This window comes from Streptomyces sp. JLBG701 (assembly GCF_058544905.1).
Genome location: NZ_CM178588.1, coordinates 3,251,175 through 3,271,180, shown reverse-complemented (window position 1 = coordinate 3,271,180; position 20,006 = coordinate 3,251,175). Strand labels below are relative to the sequence as shown.

General features: G+C 67.0%; 12 protein-coding genes and 1 pseudogene. 10 read left to right on the top strand and 3 right to left on the bottom strand.

Annotated elements, in window-relative coordinates; translation table 11 throughout:
- Window positions 1–13: 13 nt before the first annotated feature.
- Window positions 14–1,048 (bottom strand): LacI family DNA-binding transcriptional regulator, encoded by a 1,035-nt coding sequence (locus tag AC5DRG_RS14955; protein ID WP_491810982.1) that lies wholly within the window; start codon window positions 1,046–1,048, stop codon window positions 14–16.
- A gap of 398 nt (window positions 1,049–1,446) precedes the next feature.
- Between AC5DRG_RS14955 and AC5DRG_RS14950 the strand changes: the two genes are divergently transcribed.
- The 8 genes and pseudogenes from AC5DRG_RS14950 to AC5DRG_RS14915 all read left to right on the top strand — a co-directional run bounded on the left by AC5DRG_RS14950 (window position 1,447) and on the right by AC5DRG_RS14915 (window position 9,204).
- Window positions 1,447–2,715, top strand: coding sequence for an extracellular solute-binding protein (locus AC5DRG_RS14950; protein WP_491810981.1), 1,269 nt, complete (start codon window positions 1,447–1,449; stop codon window positions 2,713–2,715).
- A 140-nt stretch (window positions 2,716–2,855) separates the two neighbouring features.
- Window positions 2,856–3,860 (top strand): carbohydrate ABC transporter permease, encoded by a 1,005-nt coding sequence (locus tag AC5DRG_RS14945; protein ID WP_491810980.1) that lies wholly within the window; start codon window positions 2,856–2,858, stop codon window positions 3,858–3,860.
- A 13-nt stretch (window positions 3,861–3,873) separates the two neighbouring features.
- Window positions 3,874–4,782, top strand: a complete 909-nt coding sequence (locus AC5DRG_RS14940; protein ID WP_491810979.1) for a sugar ABC transporter permease — start codon at window positions 3,874–3,876, stop codon at window positions 4,780–4,782.
- A 171-nt stretch (window positions 4,783–4,953) separates the two neighbouring features.
- The gene (locus tag AC5DRG_RS14935) at window positions 4,954–6,642 is read left to right on the top strand and encodes a glycoside hydrolase family 13 protein (protein ID WP_491810978.1); all 1,689 of its coding nucleotides are present in this window, start codon (window positions 4,954–4,956) and stop codon (window positions 6,640–6,642) included.
- A gap of 134 nt (window positions 6,643–6,776) precedes the next feature.
- Complete coding sequence (locus tag AC5DRG_RS14930) at window positions 6,777–7,157, top strand: hypothetical protein (protein WP_491810977.1); 381 nt, start codon at window positions 6,777–6,779, stop codon at window positions 7,155–7,157.
- 343 nt (window positions 7,158–7,500) lie between these two features.
- Window positions 7,501–7,776: pseudogene (locus AC5DRG_RS14925) on the top strand (Imm21 family immunity protein); the annotation flags it as partial.
- Window positions 7,760–8,125, top strand: a complete 366-nt coding sequence (locus AC5DRG_RS14920) for an Imm21 family immunity protein (protein ID WP_491810976.1) — start codon at window positions 7,760–7,762, stop codon at window positions 8,123–8,125. The pseudogene AC5DRG_RS14925 and the gene AC5DRG_RS14920, both read left to right, overlap by 17 nt.
- Window positions 8,126–8,358: 233 nt before the next feature.
- Window positions 8,359–9,204 (top strand): tetratricopeptide repeat protein, encoded by an 846-nt coding sequence (locus tag AC5DRG_RS14915; RefSeq protein ID WP_491813042.1) that lies wholly within the window; start codon window positions 8,359–8,361, stop codon window positions 9,202–9,204.
- A gap of 134 nt (window positions 9,205–9,338) precedes the next feature.
- On the opposite strand, the gene AC5DRG_RS14910 is transcribed toward AC5DRG_RS14915, so the two are convergent.
- Together AC5DRG_RS14910 and AC5DRG_RS14905 are read right to left on the bottom strand one after the other, a co-directional pair.
- The gene (locus AC5DRG_RS14910) at window positions 9,339–10,616 is read right to left on the bottom strand and encodes an RNA-guided endonuclease InsQ/TnpB family protein (RefSeq protein ID WP_491810975.1); all 1,278 of its coding nucleotides are present in this window, start codon (window positions 10,614–10,616) and stop codon (window positions 9,339–9,341) included.
- A 132-nt stretch (window positions 10,617–10,748) separates the two neighbouring features.
- Entirely contained in the window at window positions 10,749–12,818 is a 2,070-nt protein-coding gene (locus AC5DRG_RS14905; RefSeq protein ID WP_491810974.1) for a carbohydrate-binding module family 20 domain-containing protein, read from the bottom strand.
- Window positions 12,819–13,020: 202 nt separating this feature from the next.
- Between AC5DRG_RS14905 and AC5DRG_RS14900 the strand changes: the two genes are divergently transcribed.
- Both AC5DRG_RS14900 and pulA read left to right on the top strand, forming a co-directional pair.
- Window positions 13,021–14,406, top strand: a complete 1,386-nt coding sequence (locus tag AC5DRG_RS14900; protein WP_491810973.1) for an alpha-amylase — start codon at window positions 13,021–13,023, stop codon at window positions 14,404–14,406.
- A gap of 182 nt (window positions 14,407–14,588) precedes the next feature.
- Complete coding sequence (gene pulA / locus AC5DRG_RS14895; RefSeq protein ID WP_491810972.1) at window positions 14,589–20,003, top strand: pullulanase-type alpha-1,6-glucosidase; 5,415 nt, start codon at window positions 14,589–14,591, stop codon at window positions 20,001–20,003.
- The last annotated feature ends 3 nt before the right edge of the window (window positions 20,004–20,006 follow it).

Genomic DNA, 20,006 nt, shown 5'->3' with positions numbered 1-20,006 from the left:
GGAATTCTCCGCCTTAGGGACGATTACGGTCACCAGGCGCCGAAGCGGTCGAACCCCGCACCACCAGCTCCGGCATGAACACGAACTCGCTGTGCGGCGCGGGCGTCCCGCCGATCTCCTCAAGCAGCGTGCGCACCGCGGCCTGTCCCATCGCCGGGACCGGCTTGCGGATCGTCGTTAGCGGCGGATCCGTGAAGGCGATCAGGGGGGAGTCGTCGAAACCGACGACCGAGACGTCCTTCGGCACTTCCAGACCCCGCTGCCGCGCCGCCCGTATCGCGCCGAGCGCCATCATGTCGCTCGCGCACACCACCGCCGTACAGGAGCGGTCGAAGAGTGCTGTGGCCGCGGCCTGGCCGCCCTCCAGGGTGTACAGGGAGTGCTGGACGAGGTCCGTCTCGATGTCCTGCGCGTTCAGGCCCAGCTGGTCCTGCATCGAGCGTACGAAGCCCTCGATCTTGCGCTGTACCGGCACGAACCGCTTCGGGCCCAGCGCCAGACCGATCCTTGTGTGGCCCAGCGACACCAGGTGCGTCACCGCCAGCGTCATCGCCGCACGGTCGTCGGGGGAGATGAACGGCGCCTGCACCTTGGGGGAGAAGCCGTCGACGAGCACGAACGGCACGCCCTGCGCCCGCAACTGCTCGTAGCGCTGCATGTCGGCGGAGGTGTCCGCGTGCAGCCCGGAGACGAAGATGATGCCGGCCACGCCCCGGTCGACCAGCATCTCGGTCAGCTCGTCCTCCGTGGAACCGCCCGGGGTCTGGGTGGCGAGCACCGGCGTGTAGCCCTGCCGCGTCAGCGCCTGGCCGATGACCTGGGCCAACGCCGGGAATATCGGGTTCTCCAGCTCCGGCGTGATCAGGCCCACCAGACCCTCGCTGCGCTGCCGCAGGCGCACCGGACGCTCGTAGCCCAGCACGTCGAGGGCGGCCAGTACGGACTGGCGGGTGGTGGCGGCGACGCCCGGCTTGCCGTTGAGGACGCGGCTGACGGTCGCTTCGCTCACCCCCGCCTGAGCAGCGATGTCGGCAAGCCGTGTGGTCACGGGATTGGACTGTACCGGTCGGCCCTCACCCTGCACACCAAACGGACGCCGGGCGCGGCCGGTTGAACGGCCCGCTGCGGGTTGCTGCGTCATCGCGCTCCCTCATGTTCTGGTCGGCGTACGGCAAGAGCTTGCAGAGCTTGCAGAGTCTTGCACAAGTGTCCCACTGCCCGCTCAGCCGCCTCAATGCCTGGTTTCACGGGGGTCAGGAGAAGGTCACGCGGAGATAACTCTCGGGCCGTCTTGCAGTTTTTTGCTGCAAGGTCTTTCGCGCCGCTTACATCGCTGTTACGTTCGGCGACGCCCGGCGGCGGCAACGGCGCAGTCGGCAAGTCGACAGAAACGGCGGACGGGGCCGCTTCTGTGAGCACACGGGCTTTCACCCTCAAGGAGAACTCATGCGGCGTGGCATAGCGGCCACCGCGCTGGTGGCGTCCCTCGCCCTCGCGGCGACGGCCTGCGGCGGAAGCGACAGCGGCGACAGTGCCGACGGGCCGGTCACCATCACCTGGTGGGACACCTCCAACGCCACCAACGAGGCGCCGACGTACAAGGCCTTGGTCAAGGAGTTCGAGGCGGTCAACAAGGACATCAAGGTCAAGTACGTCAACGTCCAGTTCGACCAGGCGCAGAACAAGTTCGACACGGCCGCCGGTGCCTCCGGCGCCCCGGACATCCTGCGCTCCGAGGTCGGCTGGACCCCCGCCTTCGCGAAGAAGGGCTACTTCCTGCCGCTGGACGGCACCGAGGCCCTCGCGGACCAGAGCAAGTTCAAGTCGAACCTGATCACGCAGGCCCAGTACGACGGCAAGACGTACGGCGTGCCGCTGGTCACCGACACCCTCGCCCTGGTCTACAACAAGGAACTCTTCGAGAAGGCCGGCGTCGCCGCCCCCACCACCTGGGACGAACTGAAGACCGCCGCCGCCACGATCAAGGCCAAGACCGGCGTCGACGGCTACTGGGGCTCCACCCAGGCCTACTACGCCCAGTCCTTCCTCTACGGCGAGGGCACCGACACCGTCGACGCCGACGCCAAGAAGATCACCGTGAACTCGGCCGAGGCCAAGAAGGCGTACGGCACCTGGCTGGACCTCTTCGACGGCAAGGGCCTGCACAAGGCCGACACCACCGCCGACGCCTACGCCCACATCCAGGACGCGTTCATCAACGGCAAGGTCGCCGCGATCATCCAGGGCCCCTGGGAGATCACGAACTTCTACAAGGGCTCGGCGTTCACGGACAAGTCCAACCTCGGCATCGCGACCGTCCCGGCCGGTTCCTCCGGCACGGCGGGCGCCCCGACCGGCGGCCACAACCTCTCGGTCTACGCCGGCTCGGACTCCGCACACCAGAAGGCGGCCCTGAAGTTCGTCAACTTCATGACCTCCGCCAAGTCCCAGTCGACGATCGCGCTGAAGAACTCCACGCTCCCCACGCGCGACGACGCCTACACCGCCGAGGTCAAGGCCGACCCGGGCATCGCCGGCTACCAGGGCGTCCTCGCCGCCGCCCAGCCGCGCCCGGCTCTGCCCGAGTACAGCTCCCTGTGGGGCCCGCTGGACACCGAACTGCCCAAGATCGCGGGCGGCAAGGAGTCCCTCGACGAGGGTCTGAGCACCGCTGAGACCGCGATCGCCAAGCTGGTCCCGGACTTCAGCAAGTGAGCCAGCGTGGCCGCCGGATCTCCCGATGGGGGGAGAGATCCGGCGGCCACCGGCCTGTGCCCAGCCGCACTTCCCTGAGCCCGGCCACTGCCCAGTGCCGTAGAACCTCAAGGCCGTAGAACTTCCAGAAGGTGTCGAACATGACAGTCGCCATCGACCGCGCCACCGGCAAACGCCGCGGTGACCGCGCGCCGCGGCCCGGGCTGGGCCAACGCCTGAAGCACAGCTACCAGAAGCACTGGTACGCCTACGTGATGATCACCCCCGTGGCGGTCGTGCTCGGCGTCCTCGTGCTCTACCCCCTGGTGTACGGCGTCTACCTCACGCTCACCGACGCCAACAGCCTCAACACGGCCCGCACCATCGGCGTCAACCACATCGACGCCACCTACAAGTTCATCGGCCTGGACAACTACGCCGACATCCTGTGGGGCCCGACCGCGTACGACCGCTTCTGGTCGCACTTCATCTGGACGATCGTCTGGACCGCGGTCTGCGTCACCCTGCACTACTGCATCGGGCTCGGTCTCGCGTTGCTGCTCAACCAGAAGCTGCGCGGCCGCACGCTCTACCGGCTGATCCTGGTCCTGCCCTGGGCCGTGCCGACCTTCGTCACCGTCTTCGGCTGGCGCTTCATGCTCGCCGACGGCGGCATCATCAACACCTTCCTGGACACGCTCCATCTGCCCAGCCCGGCCTGGCTGGAGGACACCTTCTGGCAGCGGTTCGCCGCGATCATGGTCAACACCTGGTGCGGTGTGCCGTTCATGATGGTCTCGCTGCTCGGCGGACTGCAGTCCATCGACACCTCGCTGTACGAGGCCGCGGAGATGGACGGCGCCACGGCCTGGCAGCGGTTCCGGTACGTCACCCTGCCGGGCCTGAGGTCCGTCAGCTCCACCGTCGTACTCCTCGGCATCATCTGGACCTTCAACCAGTTCGCCGTCATCTTCCTGCTGTTCGGCAACACGGCCCCGGATGCCCAGATCCTCGTCACCTGGGCCTACTTCCTCGGCTTCGGCCAACAGCCGCGCGACTTCGCGCAGTCGGCCGCCTACGGCATCCTGCTGCTGGCCATCCTGATCGTCTTCACCTCCTTCTACCGCCGCTGGCTGAACCGCAATGACCAGCAGCTCGCGATCTGAGGCAGGAGTCCCCATGAGTACGACCACAGTTGAGACCCCCGCCGACGCGAGCGAGCAGCGCTCCTCGCTCGCCCCCCGCCGGGTCCGGCGCCGCGGCGAGAACAGCCTCGCCGGCTCCCTCGTCTCGCACGGCATCCTGATCTTCGCGTGCCTGATCGCGCTGTTCCCGATCGCCTGGCTGGTCTTCCTGTCCCTCGGCCCGGACAAGGACGACTACCTCCACCCCGGCGGCATCTGGGACAAGATGACGTTCGACAACTACTCGTTCGTCCTGCAGCACACGGCCTTCTTCGACTGGCTGAAGAGTTCGCTGATCGTGTCGCTCGGCACGACGGTGATCGGCGTGCTGATCGCCGCGACCACGGGTTACGCCGTCTCCCGCATGCGTTTTCCGGGGTACCGGAAGTTCATGTGGGTGCTACTGGTCACCCAGATGTTCCCGGTAGCCGTACTCATGGTGCCGATGTACCAGATGCTCTCGGACCTGCAGCTCGTCGACAGTTACCTTGGGCTCATCCTCGTGTACTGCACGACCGCGGTGCCGTACTGCGCCTGGCTGCTCAAGGGTTACTTCGACACCATCCCGTTCGAGATCGACGAGGCCGGACGCGTCGACGGGCTGACCCCCTTCGGCACGTTCGCCCGACTGATCCTGCCGCTCGCCAAGCCGGGGCTCGCGGTCGCCGCGTTCTACAGCTTCCTCACGGCGTTCGGTGAGGTCGCGTTCGCGTCGACGTTCATGTTGTCCGACACTAAGTACACGTTCGCGGTCGGGCTGCAGAGCTTCGTGAGTGAGCACGATGCGCAGCGCAACCTGATGGCTGCGACCGCGGTGTTGATCGCGATACCGGTGTCGGCGTTCTTCTACCTCGTGCAGAAGAACCTGGTGACCGGCCTGACGGCAGGCGGCACGAAGGGTTAAAACGCCGGCTACTGGCGCCCCCTGAGGGGCGCGGGGAACTGCGCGCCCAGCCCCCACTCAGCCGCACCCAAAACCCGAGGCGGCCGTGGTGTCCATCCGACCCCGCTGACACCACGGCCGCCTCGTCACCAACTCCCCATGACCAGAACCCCGTTACGTACCAAGGACGCCATGACCCAGCAGCACTCCGCTACTGCCCCGGCCCCGAACCCCGCCGAAGCCAAGCGCCGCGATTCGCGCAGTGACTGGTGGCGGGATGCGGTGATCTACCAGGTCTATCCGCGCAGTTTCGCCGACAGCAACGGCGACGGCATGGGTGACCTGGAGGGCGTACGTTCCAGACTCCCGTATCTGCGCGACCTCGGTGTGGACGCCGTGTGGCTCAGCCCGTTCTACGCCTCCCCGCAGGCCGACGCCGGCTACGACGTCGCCGACTACCGGGCCGTGGACCCCATGTTCGGCAACCTGCTGGACGCCGACGCGCTGATCCGCGACGCGCACGAGCTGGGGCTGCGGATCATCGTCGACCTGGTTCCGAACCACTCCTCCGACCAGTACGAGTGGTTCAAGCGGGCCCTGCGGGAAGGCCCCGGCTCGCCTCTGCGGGAGCGCTACCACTTCCGCCCCGGCAAGGGCAAGAACGGCGAACTCCCGCCCAACGACTGGGAGTCCATCTTCGGCGGCCCGGCGTGGACGCGGGTGACGGAACCGGACGGCTCCCTCGGCGAGTGGTACCTGCACCTCTTCGCGCCGGAGCAGCCGGACTTCAACTGGGAACACCCGGCGGTGGGCGACGAGTTCCGCTCGATCCTGCGCTTCTGGCTGGACATGGGCGTGGACGGCTTCCGCATCGACGTGGCTCATGGCCTGGTGAAGGCGGAGGGCCTGCCGGACCTGGGTTCGCACGAGCAGCTGAAGCTGCTGGGCAACGATGTCATGCCGTTCTTCGACCAGGACGGCGTGCATGAGGTGTACCGCCAGTGGCGCGTCATCCTCGACGAGTACTCGGGCGAGCGCATCTTCGTGGCGGAGGCCTGGACTCCGACGATCGAGCGTACGGCGAACTACGTCCGCCCGGACGAGCTGCACCAGGCCTTCAACTTCCAGTACCTGAGCACGCATTGGGACGCGGACGAGCTGCGCGGCTGCATCGACCGCACGCTGGAGGCGATGCGCCCGGTGGGCGCCCCGGCAACATGGGTCCTGTCGAACCACGACGTGACTCGCCACGCGACCCGCTTCGCCAACCCGCCCGGCCTGGGCACGCAGATCCGCGAGGCGGGCGACAGGGAGCTGGGCCTGCGTCGCGCCAGGGCAGCGACGCTGCTGATGCTGGCGCTCCCGGGATCGGCGTACGTCTACCAGGGCGAGGAACTCGGTCTCCCGGACGTGGTCGACCTCCCGGACGAGGTCCGCCAGGACCCCGCCTACTTCCGCGGCGCAGGCCAGGACGGCTTCCGCGACGGCTGCCGGGTGCCGATCCCCTGGACGCGCACGGGATCGTCGTACGGCTTCGGCACTGGCGGCAGCTGGCTCCCTCAGCCGGACAGCTGGGGCGAGTTGAGCGTCGAGGCGCAGGAGGGCGAGCCGGGCTCGACGCTTGAGCTGTACCGCTCGGCACTGAGCATCCGCCGCTCCCAGCCCGACCTCGGCACAGGCGACGCGGTGGAGTGGCTGCGCGCCCCCGAGGGCGTACTCGCCTTCCGCCGCGGCGAGTTCGTCTGCGTCGCCAACACGAGCGGCGAGTCGGTGACGACTCCGGCCTACGGCCGCGTCCTGCTGACGAGCGGCGAGGTGACGGAGGCGGACGACGAGACGAAGGTACCGGCGGACACGACGGTGTGGTGGACGACGGCCTGACCCCGGCCCCAACTCGCGGAGGCCCGTAGCCTGTTGAGGTGGCGGGCCTCCGGCGTACCCCTAGGGGCGCGACCAGGGCCGAGTGAGGGGCCGCCCCGATGGGTCTGAGACCGCCGACCTGCGAATTTACTGACATGACCTCAACACCCGCGGCAGTCCGCGTCCCGGCCCTCGTCGCCCCGGCCTTCTTGTTCCTCTATGGCGTCCTCAGACTGATCGACGGCGCCGACGGCTACCACGGCCCAGGCCTCGCCTGGAACCTGGGCCACTCCTTCTTCTTCGTCGCCTTCGCGCTCCTCGGTGTCCTGACCGCCGGCCTGCGCCACCTGATCCCGCCCCCCATCGCACGCACCCGCCTCGCCGCGAACGCGTCCGCCGCAGCAAGCCTGTTCGGCATCGCCTGCTTCCTCTGGGTGATCCTGGGCGACCTCTTCCAAGACTTCACAGCGCTCCCCGATGCCCTCCAACTGATCGGCCCCCTCGCCTTCCCCAGCTGGGCTGGCTCACCCTGCTGACCATCCTGGCGGTCGGCCGACCGCGTCGCCTCCCGGCTTGGAGCCCGCCCCTGGTACTCGCCGCCTTCGTAGTCCTCGCCCTCTCCCTCGACCTGATTCCGCTCTGCGCCCTGCTCCTGCTGGCGGCCTTGGCCCCCTTGACCGGGACGACGACACGCCGGAACACCGCCACCGTGTCCCGGTGACGGCGTTCCGCTCAGAGGCGGGGAGCAGTCGGCCGAAGACGAGCTCGACGTCCTTGTCCAGGCAGAGCCTCAGATGCAGGGACCAGGAGACGTCCGGGCCTGGTCACGTCACCATCTCCGGGGAAGAGCACAAGCTCCAGCCTGACTTCCTCGGAGGAATGCCCAGGGACGTAGTGGGAGGGCACACTGGCGGCATGTGCGCCGCTTCCGCTACCGCAGCTGATGCGTCCTCTGCCTCTCCTGTCTGGGTGGGGTCGATGGGCGGACCCCTGATCGTCGTCCCCGTCTCCGCGGTGGACGCCTGGGGTGGGTGTACGGAGACCGGGGTCATCGCGGGAGACGCCACCGCTCCGGACGACTACGACCGGGCCTGTGCCGTGGACGACCTGGCCGCGGTGATCGCCGTCGGCGACAACGGTGCGCAGGCACTGGTGCTGGCGGACGAGCCGGCCACCGGCTGCTACCTGCCCGAGCACCGAGCTTTCCTGCGGAGGGCTGGCCGCATACTCCGAGGCCGGGCTGAAGGCGGCAGCAGAGGTCGTCCTGGACGACCCCGCCACCGTGTGGGAGGAGTGCGGGACATGGGTGTCGGACGGCCCAGCCGTGCTCATGGACTCCGCCGAGGCAGGCTCCGACCTGAGCATCGAGTATCCCGGCGGCGGAATGCCCGCCCAGGCATTGGTCCAGCTGCCCGCAGGCCGCTGGAGGGTCCGGGCCACCCACACCAAAGCCGAGGAGGAAAACAGGGTCGGCCTGGTCCAGATCCTGCTCACCGAATCCTGAACGGGCGTCGCTGTCCCGCGCGATCGGTTGCGGCGGTCCGTAACAGCTCCAGCAGTTTGGCAGGCCGACGGCGAGACGAAGGTTCCGTCGGACACGACGATGTGGTGGACGACGGCCTGGTGGTCGTTCTCCCTGGAGAGGGCCCGCTGCCTGTTGAGATGGCGGGCCCTGTTCTGTCGGCGACACCGGCCGCAGCTGTGTTCGGCCCGAGTTCTCACGTAGCCTCATCGCCTGTGGAGATCACTTGGGCGAAATGGGGCCACGCGCGGGACGAGGCTGACATCGAGCGCCTCTACCAGCTCTGGGACGAAGACGCGTACGAGGCGGTCGAGACCGGGGCCCGGGCACTTGAGGCGAAAGCGGGGCGCTTGCACAGCCGTTCCCGGCGCCTCGCCCTGGGGCAGTACGCGAGGTTCATGGCCACGGCCGCAGCGTGTGCCCACGGGCGCGGGGCACAGGCGCTAAACGAGATGGACTCGCTCGCGGCAGAGCTGAACGAGACGGCGGGACCGTATCGGTTGCTCCTGCTGGGTGTGCGGAGGAACCGCATGGCCGTCCTCAACGACGAGCGGCGTTACGGCGAGGCCGAGGCGGAAGGGCTGGCCGTTCTGCGCGAACTGACCCGGCTCAAGCATCTGATGTCGGTGCAGAGTGTCGAGTTGTCCGTGCTCTCCAACCTCGTTGACGCGCTCTGCGGGCAGGCCCGCTACGAGGAGGCCGAGACCATCGCCCGGGGAAACCTGCCCCGCGCTGCACGACGTACGCTCGCGTCCCTGCACTGTGGCCTGGTCAACAGTCTGAACGGCCAAGGGCGTCAGGACGAAGCGCTCACCGAGGCGCGTCGATTCACCCCACACCGGGTTCGAGAGCAGAGCGGGCGACTGGACATGGCCACAGCCGCCGCGCTGCACGGCCTGGGACGCCGGAGCGAGGCGGAAACGGCAGCCCGTCAGGCGCTGGCTGATTGCGAACGGTCTCTGCATCCGGAGCACCCGCGTCTCCAACAAGCCCGCACCCTGCTGGCCGAGATCACCGCCGATGACACCCCGGAGCCGACAACCGAAGAGACCGTTTACTGATCGAGCGGCCTCCGTACGGAATAGCGACGAGGGTACGAACCGGGCCTCTGGCATGACCGCCAAGGCCGCTCGAACATGTCCTTCTTGATGAACTTTTGACGACACTCGTTGCCCGTCGCAGGCCACGATTCCCATCACTGTCCGGTGACAGTGGTCTGGGCTTCACGCAACCGCCCCCGGCCTTCACCGGGACTCGACGCTGTAGAGCGTCTGCGCGTGCTGTTGTTGACCGAGCCACCCGTCCGGCGGGCTCGGGCGTGAATCTCGACGGCGGCATTGTGGTCGGCGTCGTCCTCGAATCCGCAGTGCACGCAGACGAAGAGGCGGCCACAACCTGACCGTGACGCTGGATCGACCTTTCCGCAGTCGGGATTCCCGCAGGTGTTGGAGGTGTGGAAGGCAGGAACCGCCCGTACCTCCGACCCGAAAATCCTGCACTTGTACTCAAGTTGTCTGCGCCGCTCCCCAGGACAGTTGTCCAGGACCGACCGATTCAACGCGGCCTTGGCCTTCACCTTCACACCCGGACGTTCAGCAGTGCCCTTGGCGCTCTTGGTCATATTCATCACACGCAGGTCTTCGATACCGACATAGCCGTGGTTCTTGGCGAGGTCAGTGGTCAACTTGTGCGTGAAGTCTCTTCTCCGATTGGCCTGCCGGGCCTTGATCTTCGCGATCTGCGCGAGAGTGCGCCGGAGGCGCTTGCTGTAGCGACCCCCTTGATGCTTCGTTGCGTAGGCGGTCTGTCGGGCCTTCTTCTGCTCAAGGTGCCGGAGCCGGGACTCCTCCGCCTTGGTGAGCGTCGCGGGCATTCGTCTCGGCGCGTCTTCCGTGGACAAGAAGGCGGATGCAGCAACTCCGAAATCAACTCCGCACCCAGGCTTGTCGAGGCGAGGCCCCGGCTTGACCCCCGTGGCCACGCCGAACGAGACGTGCCAACCAGTGCCGTTCTTACTGATCGTGGTGTTGCGAAGCGTCCCACCCAACGCACGAGAGAGACGGAAGCGCACCCACCCAATCTTGGGTAGCCGCACCTCTGCCCAGTGGCGGCTCAGCTTGCGCACCCTGACCGTCTGTCCAGGGAACGACAGCTTCAGCGGACGGCCGCGTTTCTTGAACTGTGGATACCGGGCGGGATGGGAGGGGTTGAAGAAATTGTCGAATGCGGAGTCAAGGTGACGCAGTACCTGGTGCCCCGCAGTCGCCGGAAGCTCCGCGATCCAGTCGACTTCGGCTCTCGCAACCGTGAGATGCAGGCTCTGTTCCATGGACCGCAGCGTCGCGCCCCGTTGTTTGTAGACGTACTGGCGTTGCTCCAGTGCCAGATTCCACAAGGCGCGTGCTGAATGCCCCCACGCGGTGAGGACCTCCTCCTGCCCAGGGGTGGGGTACAGGCGGTACTTTCGTCCCATGTCGGCTTTCATACGACAGGATCAACGACACTCTTGGCGATCGGTCACGGCTTCGACTTACGTACGACGGAGCGGGCTGCCGCCGAGGAGACATCTTGGTGGCAGCCCGCTCGAAGGCATCGAGGTGCGTGACTACCTCCAGGTGTCGCCAGTGGTGTAGCCCGAGGAACTACCCGTGGTGTACGAGCGGTTCGTACCGGACTCCCACGTCACGTTTCCAGAGCTGTCCTTTTTTAGGAATTTATACTCGAACGTCGTACTCTTCGGCACGATCGCCAGCTTGTTCCATGTCGGGTACGAAGCCGACGACAGCGGAATCGCGTCGGACGTGTTCCAGGAGCCGAGGGAGGCGATGGAGCCGACGACGTAGACATTGGTGCCCCAGTCGGTCGTGGCGGTCACGTTAAAGGTGACGTCGGTGGCGTTCGCGCTCGCCACATTCCAGGAGTTGGTGAAGTTGACCGCCGAAGTGGTCGTGGACACCGTCCTGTTGGCGTTCGACTCCCAGGTCACATTGCCGGAACTGTCGCGCTTTATATATTTGTACTCGAACGACGTGTTGATCGGCACGCTCACCCCACCCGACCAGATCGGGTAGCCGGTCGAGGACAGCTTGATCGCGTTCGAGGTGTTCCAGGAACCCAGCGCCGCGATCGAGCCGACGACGTACACGTCCTGCCCGGTCGTCGTCGCCGCGTACTCGTTGAAGGTCGCCGTGACCGTCGACGTCGAGTCGTCGTCATCGTCCTCGCACGTCGTGCACGGCGTGAACTCGCCGTCGTAGAAGGCGATCGCGCTCTTCGCGGGGATCGTGAGCGTCGCGTTGCCGCCCGACACCGTCACCGTCGTCGCGCCGTTGTCGATGACGTTCGTGTACGTGCCGTCGGCCATCCCGGTCGTGAAGGTGTAAGTCGCCGCCGACGAACCGTTGTTCAGCGCGATGTAGCCGCCGGTGCCCCTGCCGAAGCCGATCACGCTCGACGACTTCGTCGACCAGTTGGACACCGCCTCCGAACCCACCGCGTTGTGCCACTTCACCATGCCGGTGATCGCGGTGTCGCGTTGCAGGCAGTACCAGCCGCTGGAGCAGTTGGTGTCGGTGACGAAGCCGTTGGAGTTCGGCGGGGCCTGGTCGGAGGACGACCATTCGAAGCCGGAGTAGATCGTCGGGGTCGCCCATTTGTAGGCGAGCTCGAAGACGTTGGCGAGGCGATAGGTGTCGCCGTCCTTGTAGCTCATGTGCAGGCCGTTGCGCTCGGTGTCGTGGTTGGTCACGAAGGACACCGAGTTGGCGGGGGTCAGCACACCCGACGACGACAGCGACTCAAGGTCGCTCACATTGCCCTGGAACGCCGACTTCAACTTGCTCGCGTATGTGAAGTCCAGGACGTCGCCGGTCGAGTAGTAGTCGCTCGCCGCCGGCGTCGAACCCGGGTACACCTCCTGGAAGATGTACGGCGTTCCGCCCGACGCCGTGGTGCTCAGCTTCGACCAGATCGCGTTCAGATCCGTGACCGGGATGTGCTTGGCCGCGTCGATGCGGAAGCCGTCCACGCCCAGTGCGATCTGCTTGTTGAGGAAGGCGGCGATGCCGGAGCGGATGTCGTCGTCCTCGGTCTCCAGGTCGGGCAGGCCCAGGAGTTCGCAGTTCTGGATCTCGGTGAGGTTGGACCAGTCGTCGATGATCAGGTCGGAGTCGGAGCACTCCGTGGACGTGTGGAAGTCGTCCGGATCCCAGTCGGCGGTGTCGTACTTGTTGGTGAGCGTCGTGCCGTTGTAGCCGGTGCCGGTCTGGGCGGCGGTGTGGTTGATCACCGCGTCCGTGTATACCTTCAGGCCCGCGTCGTGGCAGGCATCCACCATCGACGCGAACTGAGCCGCCGTACCGAAACGGCCGTTCAAGTCGTAGGAGTACGGCTGGTAGACGTCCCACCAGTAGTAGTTGGTCTGCTTCAACGACTCCGACGGCGGCGCGACCCACACCGCGCCGTAGCCGTTCGGGCCCAGGACGTCGGTGCACTCGCTCGCGACCGAATCCCAGTTGTACTCCCACAGGTTGGCGATCACATCGCCGGAGGTGGTGGCGTCCGCGTGGGCGGTGGCGGCGGGCAGGGCCATCGCGCCGGCCAGTGCGAGCGCGCCGGCGGCCGCGGCGGTCGCGGCGCGGCGCAGGACACCCGGCGGGTGGTGTCTGGTGGTCATATGCGGCTCCCGGAGCTGAAGTCGAGCGGACGTCAGGGATTCAACAAGTCGTGAGCGTGGGGTAGTTGAGAAGGGCACGTCAAGAGACCGTGTGAAAGTTCTTGCTGTGACTTTCAAGGCCCTTGCTGTAAAGCTTTCGTTAGCGGTACGTTCTCGCCGGCGCCGGGCAAAGACGCCTGGCCGTCACGCAAGGAGCCCCCACGTGATATCGAGATGGTCCGCAACCGCCAGTGCCGCGGCCACCGCGCTCGCCACCGCGGCCGCCGTCCTGGCCCCCACCGCCGCGTACGCCTCCCCGCCCGGCACCAAGGACGTCACCGCGGTGATGTTCGAGTGGAACTTCGCCTCGGTCGCCAAGGAGTGCACCAACACCCTCGGCCCCGCCGGCTACGGCTACGTCCAGGTCTCCCCGCCCGCCGAGCACATCCAGGGCTCGCAGTGGTGGACCTCCTACCAGCCCGTCAGCTACAAGATCGCCGGCCGGCTCGGTGACGCCACCGCCTTCCAGAACATGGTGACCATCTGTCACGCCGCCGGTGTGAAGGTCGTCGCCGACACCGTCATCAACCACATGTCCGCGGGCAGCGGCACCGGCACCGGCGGTTCGTCGTACACGAAGTACAACTACCCCGGCCTGTACTCCTCCTACGACTTCGACGACTGCACGGCGACGATCAGCGACTACACCAACCGCACCAACGTCCAGAACTGCGAACTCGTCGGCCTCGCCGACCTGGACACGGGCGAGGAGTACGTCCGCGCGACGATCGCCGGATACATGAACACCCTCCTCGGCTACGGCGTCGACGGCTTCCGCATCGACGCGGCCAAGCACATCCCGGCGACCGACCTCGCCAACATCAAGTCGCGTCTGTCCAACACCTCCGTCTACTGGAAGCAGGAGGTCATCTACGGCAGTGGAGAGGCCGTCCAGCCCACCGAGTACACGGGCAACGGGGATGTGCAGGAGTTCCGTTACGCGTACGACCTCAAGCGCGTCTTCAACAACGAGAACCTCGCCTACCTCACCAACTACGGTGAAGGCTGGGGCTACATGAGCAGCTCGGTCGCCGGTGTCTTCGTCGACAACCACGACACCGAGCGCAACGGCTCCACCCTCAACTACAAGGACGGTGCCAACTACACCCTGGCGAACGTCTTCATGCTCGCCTACCCGTACGGCGCCCCGGACATCAACTCCGGCTACGAGTGGTCCGACTCGGACGCCGGCCCGCCCAACGGCGGTACGGTCAACGCCTGTTGGTCGGACGGCTGGAAGTGCCAGCACGCCTGGCCGGAGATCCTCCGCATGGTCGCCTTCCGCAACGCCACGCGCGGCGAGTCGGTCACCAACTGGTGGGACAACGGCGCCGACGCCATCGCCTTCGGCCGCGGCAGCAAGGGCTACGTCACCATCAACCACGAGTCGAGCAGCCTGAGTCGGACCTACCAGACCTCCCTCGCGGCGGGCACGTACTGCAACGTGCAGAACAACACGACGGTGACCGTGAACTCCAGCGGCCAGTTCACCGCCACCCTGAGCTCCAACACCGCCCTGGCGATCTACGCCGGCAAGTCGAGCTGCTGAGCCACCACCCTCCGGCCCTCCCCGTGACCGCGCGTCGCCCCATCAGGCGGCGCGCGGCCGTATGGAGACGTACTGAAACTTCTTACCGGTTCTTTCAGGACTCTTGCTGTAAGCCTTACGGCGGCGATACGGTCGCGCGGGGTCGGACCCACGAGAGCCGCGATCGCAAGGAGTCCCCTTCAGTGATACCGAGATGGCCGGTGCCGTCGAGGCACCGTAAAGCCCATGCCGCACGGATCGCCGCGGTCACCGTGACCGCGCTGGCCGCAGCGCTCGTCCAGCCCCTCGCGGCCCGGGCCGACACCCCGCCCGCACCCCCGTCCGACGCGAAGCTCGCCGCCGAGCCCGCCCGGCACGACGACACCCGCGAGCAGTTCTACTTCGTGCTGCCGGACCGCTTCGCCAACGGCGACACCGCCAACGACGAGGGCGGGCTCACGGGTTCGCGCCTGAGCACCGGCTACGACCCCACCGACAAGGGCTTCTACCAGGGCGGCGACCTCAAGGGCCTGACCAAGCGCCTCGACTACATCAAGGGCCTGGGCACCACCTCCATCTGGATGGCCCCGATCTTCAAGAACCAGCCCGTGCAGGGGACGGGGAGCAACGCCTCCGCCGGCTACCACGGTTACTGGATCACCGACTTCACCCAGGTCGACCCGCACTTCGGCACCAACAAGGACCTGGAGACCCTCATCTCCAAGGCCCACGCCAAGGGCATGAAGGTCTTCTTCGACGTCATCACCAACCACACCGCCGATGTCGTCGACTATGAGGAGAAGTCCTACGACTACCTGTCCAAGGGTGCGTTCCCGTACCTGACCAAGGACGGCGAGCCCTTCGACGACGCCGACTACGCGGACGGGACATCCGACTTCCCCGCCGTCGACGCCGACACCTTCCCGCGCACGCCGACCGCCACGGCCGCGGGCACGAACGTCAAGGTCCCGTCGTGGCTCAACGACACGACGATGTACCACAACCGCGGCGACTCGACCTTCGCCGGCGAGAACTCCACCTACGGCGACTTCTCCGGCCTCGACGACCTGTGGACCGAGCGTCCCGAGGTCGTCAGCGGCATGGAGAAGATCTACCAGCGGTGGGTCAGGGACTTCGGCATCGACGGCTTCCGGATCGACACGGTGAAGCACGTCAACATGGAGTTCTGGACCCAGTGGGCCACGGCCCTCGACGCGTACGCGGCCAAGCAGGGCCGTGACGACTTCTTCATGTTCGGCGAGGTCTACTCCGCCGACACGTCGATCACTTCGCCGTACGTCACCCAGGGCCGCCTGGATGCCACGCTCGACTTCCCCTTCCAGGAGGCGGCCCGCCAGTACGCCTCCCAGGGCGGCAGTGCACAGCAGCTCGCGTCCGTATTCGGCGACGATTACAAGTACACGACCGACAAGGCGAACGCGTACGAGCAGGTCACCTTCCTCGGCAACCACGACATGGGCCGCATCGGGTACTTCCTCAACCAGGACAACCCTGACGCGACCGACGCCGAACTCCTCGCCAAGGACGAGTTCGCCAACGAGCTGATGTTCCTCAGCCGCGGCAACCCCGTCGTCTACTACGGCGACGAACAGGGCTTCACCGGCTCCGGCGGCGACAAGGACGCCCGCCAGACGATGTTCGCCTCCGAGGTCTCCGACTACCTCGACGACGACGAACTCGGCACCGACCGCACCCACGCCGCCGACGCCTACGACACAAGTGCACCGCTCTACAAGCAGATCAGTGCTCTCGCCAAGCTCCGCAAGGCCAACCCGGCCCTCACCGACGGCGTCCAGACCGAGCGCTACGCGGCCGACGGCGCCGGCGTCTACGCCTTCTCCCGCACGAGCACCGGCAAGGACAGGACCGAGTACGTCGTCGCCTTCAACAACGCCGACGAGGCGAAGACGGCCACCTTCGCGACCGGCTCGGCGAGCACCGACTTCCAGGGGATCTACGGCACTTCGGCCGCCGTCACCTCCAACGCCGACAAGAAGATCACCGTCACCGTCCCGGCCGGCTCCGCGATCGTCCTCAAGGCCACGGCCCCCCTCGGCAAGCCGGCCACCAAGCCGACCCTCACCCTCAAGGCCCCCGCCACCGGCGCCACCGGCACCGTCGAGCTCACCGCGGACGTCGACGGCGGACAGCTCAACCGCGTCGTCTTCGCCGCCCAGACCGGCAACGGCAAGTGGCAGACCCTCGGTTCCGCCGACCACGCCCCCTACAAGGTCACCCAGACCATCTCGGCGGATGTGGCGACCGGAACAGCCCTGCGCTACAAGGCCGTTGTCATCGACTCGGCAGGCCGGACCGCGGGCGCCACCGCCGAGAGCACCACCGGCACCCCGCCCGCCGAAGAGGTCCCCACCGCCTCCTCGCGCGACTACGCGATCGTCCACTACAAGCGCACCGACGGCGACTACGACGACTGGGGCGTGTACGCCTGGGGCGACCTCGCCGACGGCGAGTCGACGACCTGGCCGGACAGTCACCCCTTCATCGGCCGTGACGCGTACGGTGCCTTCGCCTACGTCAAGCTGAAGGCGGGCGCCTCCAACGTCGGGTTCCTCGTCATCGACAAGGACGGCAACAAGGACGTCTCCGCCGACCGCTCCATCGACGTCACCAAGACCGGCGAGGTCTGGGTCGAGCAGGGCAAGGAGGACGTCCTCACCGAGAAGCCCACGGCCGACTACCCGGACCAGGACAAGACCAAGGCGGTCGTCCACTACCACCGCGCCGACGGTGACTACGACGGCTGGGGCCTCCACGTCTGGACGGGCGCCGCGAACCCCACCGACTGGTCGAACCCCCTCCAGCCGGTGAAGACTGACGCCTATGGCGCGGTCTTCGAGGTACCGCTCACCGACGGTGCCACCAGCCTCAGTTACATCATCCACAACGGCGACGAGAAGGACCTTCCAGCCGACCAGTCCCTCGACCTCGCCGCCAGCGGCCACGAGGTGTGGCTCTTGAACGGCCAGGAGGACTACCTGCTGCCGCAGCCCGCGGGCAGCGCGGCCGCCCTCGACCTGACCACGTCCAAGGCGGTCTGGATCGACCGGAACACGGTCGCCTGGAACGGCTCCGACGCCGCCGCCTCCACCCAGCTGCTCTACTCCGCCGACGGCTCGATCGCGGTGCAGGACGGCACGCTGACGAGTGACGACGAGCGCTGGCTGCGGCTGTCCAAGACCAGCCTCACCGACGCCCAGAAGGCCAAGTTCCCGCATCTCAAGGACTACACGGCCTGGACCGTCGACCCCCGTGACCGCGACCGCGTCCGCGAGGCCCTCACCGGCCAGCTCGTCGCCTCCCAACGGGCCGCGAACGGCGCGGTGTTGGCGGCGACGGGCGTCCAGATCGCGGGCGTACTCGACGACGTGTACGGCGCTGCGACGAAGGCGGATCTCGGGCCGACGTTCCGCAACGGCCGTCCCACGCTGGCCGTTTGGGCGCCCACTGCTCAGTCGGTAAAGCTGGAACTCGACGGATCCACCGTCACCATGAAGAGGAACGACACCACCGGCGTCTGGTCCGTCAGCGGCCCCAAGTCCTGGAAGAACAAGCCCTACCGGTACGTCGTGAAGGTGTGGGCGCCGACCGTCCAGCTGGTCGTCACCAACAAGGTCACCGACCCCTACTCGGTCGCCCTCACCGCGAACTCCGAGCGCAGCCTCGTCGTCGACCTCGACGACAAGTCCCTTGCCCCCAGCGGCTGGTCGACCTACACCAAGCCCGAGGCGGCGGCGCTGAAGGACGCCCAGATCCAGGAACTGCACATCCGGGACTTCTCCGTCGGGGACGAGACGGCCGACAACCCCGGCACCTATCTCGCCTTCACCGACAAGACCAGCGACGGCTCGAAGCACCTCAAGCAGCTTGCGAAGTCCGGTACTTCATACGTCCATCTCCTCCCCGCCTTCGACATCGCCACCATCCCCGAGAAGAAGTCCGACCAGGCGACCACCGACTGCGACCTCGCCTCCTACGCCGCCGACTCCGACCAGCAGCAGGAGTGCGTCGCCGCGATCGCCGCACAGGACGCCTACAACTGGGGCTACGACCCCTACCACTACACGGTCCCCGAGGGCTCCTACGCCACCGACCCGGACGGCAGCGGTCGTACCGTCGAATTCCGGAAAATGGTCAAGTCGCTCAACGAGGACGGCCTCAGGGTCGTCATGGACGTGGTCTACAACCACACCGCGGCGAGCGGCCAGGCCGACACGTCCGTGCTCGACAAGGTCGTACCGGGCTACTACCAGCGGCTGCTGGCCGACGGGTCCGTCGCGAACAGCACCTGCTGCGCCAACACCGCCACCGAGAACGCCATGATGGGCAAGCTGGTCGTCGACTCGGTCGTCACCTGGGCCAAGGAGTACAAGGTCGACGGCTTCCGCTTCGACCTGATGGGCCACCACCCGAAGGCCAACATCCTGGCGGTCAGGAAGGCTCTGGACGAGCTGACCCTCGCCAAGGACGGCGTCGACGGCAAGAAGATCATCCTCTACGGCGAGGGCTGGAACTTCGGCGAGGTCGCCGACGACGCCCGCTTCGTGCAGGCCACGCAGCAGAACATGGCGGGCACCGGCGTCGCGACCTTCTCCGACCGTGCCCGGGACGCCGTACGCGGCGGCGGCCCCTTCGACGAGGACCCCGGCGTCCAGGGCTTCGCGTCCGGGCTCTACACCGACCCCAACTCCTCGACCAGCAACGGGAGTACGGCCGAGCAGAAGGCCCGTCTCCTGCACTACCAGGACCTGATCAAGGTGGGCCTGTCCGGCAACCTCAGGGCGTTCACCTTCACCGACACCGACGGCAAGGAGGTCACCGGCGCCGAGGTCGACTACAACGGCTCGCCCGCCGGCTACGCGGACGCGCCCGGCGACGCCCTCGCCTACGCCGACGCCCACGACAACGAGTCACTCTTCGACGCGCTGACGTACAAGCTGCCCGCCGGCACCTCCGCGTCCGACCGGGCCCGTATGCAGGTCCTCGCCATGGCCACGGCCACCCTCTCGCAGGGCCCGTCCCTCTCCCAGGCCGGCACCGACCTGCTGCGCTCCAAGTCCCTGGACCGCAACTCCTACGACAGCGGCGACTGGTTCAACGCCATCAACTGGAACTGCGCCGACGGCAACGGCTTCGCACGCGGACTGCCGATGGCGGCCGACAACGCCTCCAAGTGGTCATATGCCAAGCCCCTGTTGAGCACGGTCAAGGTCGGCTGCGCGCAGATCGAGGGCGCCTCCGCCGCGTACCAGGATCTGCTGAAGATCCGTACGACGGAGAGCGTCTTCTCCCTCGGCACGGCGGACCAGGTGCAGTCGAAGCTCTCCTTCCCGCTGTCCGGGAAGAACGAGACACCCGGCGTGATCACCATGGAGCTCGGTGATCTCGTGATCGTGTTCAACGCGACGCCTGAGCGGCAGGAGCAGACCGTCGCCGCCCTGGCCGGGAAGGGATTCCGGCTGCACCCGGTGCAGTCGGCGGGTGCGGACGCCACTGTCAGGTCCTCCGCGTACGAAATGGAATCGGGTACGTTCGCCGTTCCCGGCCGGACTGTGGCGGTATTCACCCGGTCCGCCTGATAC

Coding starts and splice junctions, on each gene's coding strand:
- AC5DRG_RS14950 (WP_491810981.1), top strand. CDS start 1,447: ATGCGGCGTGGCATAGCGGCCACCGCGCTGGTGGCGTCCCTCGCCCTC.
- AC5DRG_RS14945 (WP_491810980.1), top strand. CDS start 2,856: ATGACAGTCGCCATCGACCGCGCCACCGGCAAACGCCGCGGTGACCGC.
- AC5DRG_RS14940 (WP_491810979.1), top strand. CDS start 3,874: ATGAGTACGACCACAGTTGAGACCCCCGCCGACGCGAGCGAGCAGCGC.
- AC5DRG_RS14935 (WP_491810978.1), top strand. CDS start 4,954: ATGACCCAGCAGCACTCCGCTACTGCCCCGGCCCCGAACCCCGCCGAA.
- AC5DRG_RS14930 (WP_491810977.1), top strand. CDS start 6,777: ATGACCTCAACACCCGCGGCAGTCCGCGTCCCGGCCCTCGTCGCCCCG.
- AC5DRG_RS14910 (WP_491810975.1), bottom strand. CDS start 10,616: ATGGGACGAAAGTACCGCCTGTACCCCACCCCTGGGCAGGAGGAGGTC.
- AC5DRG_RS14905 (WP_491810974.1), bottom strand. CDS start 12,818: ATGACCACCAGACACCACCCGCCGGGTGTCCTGCGCCGCGCCGCGACC.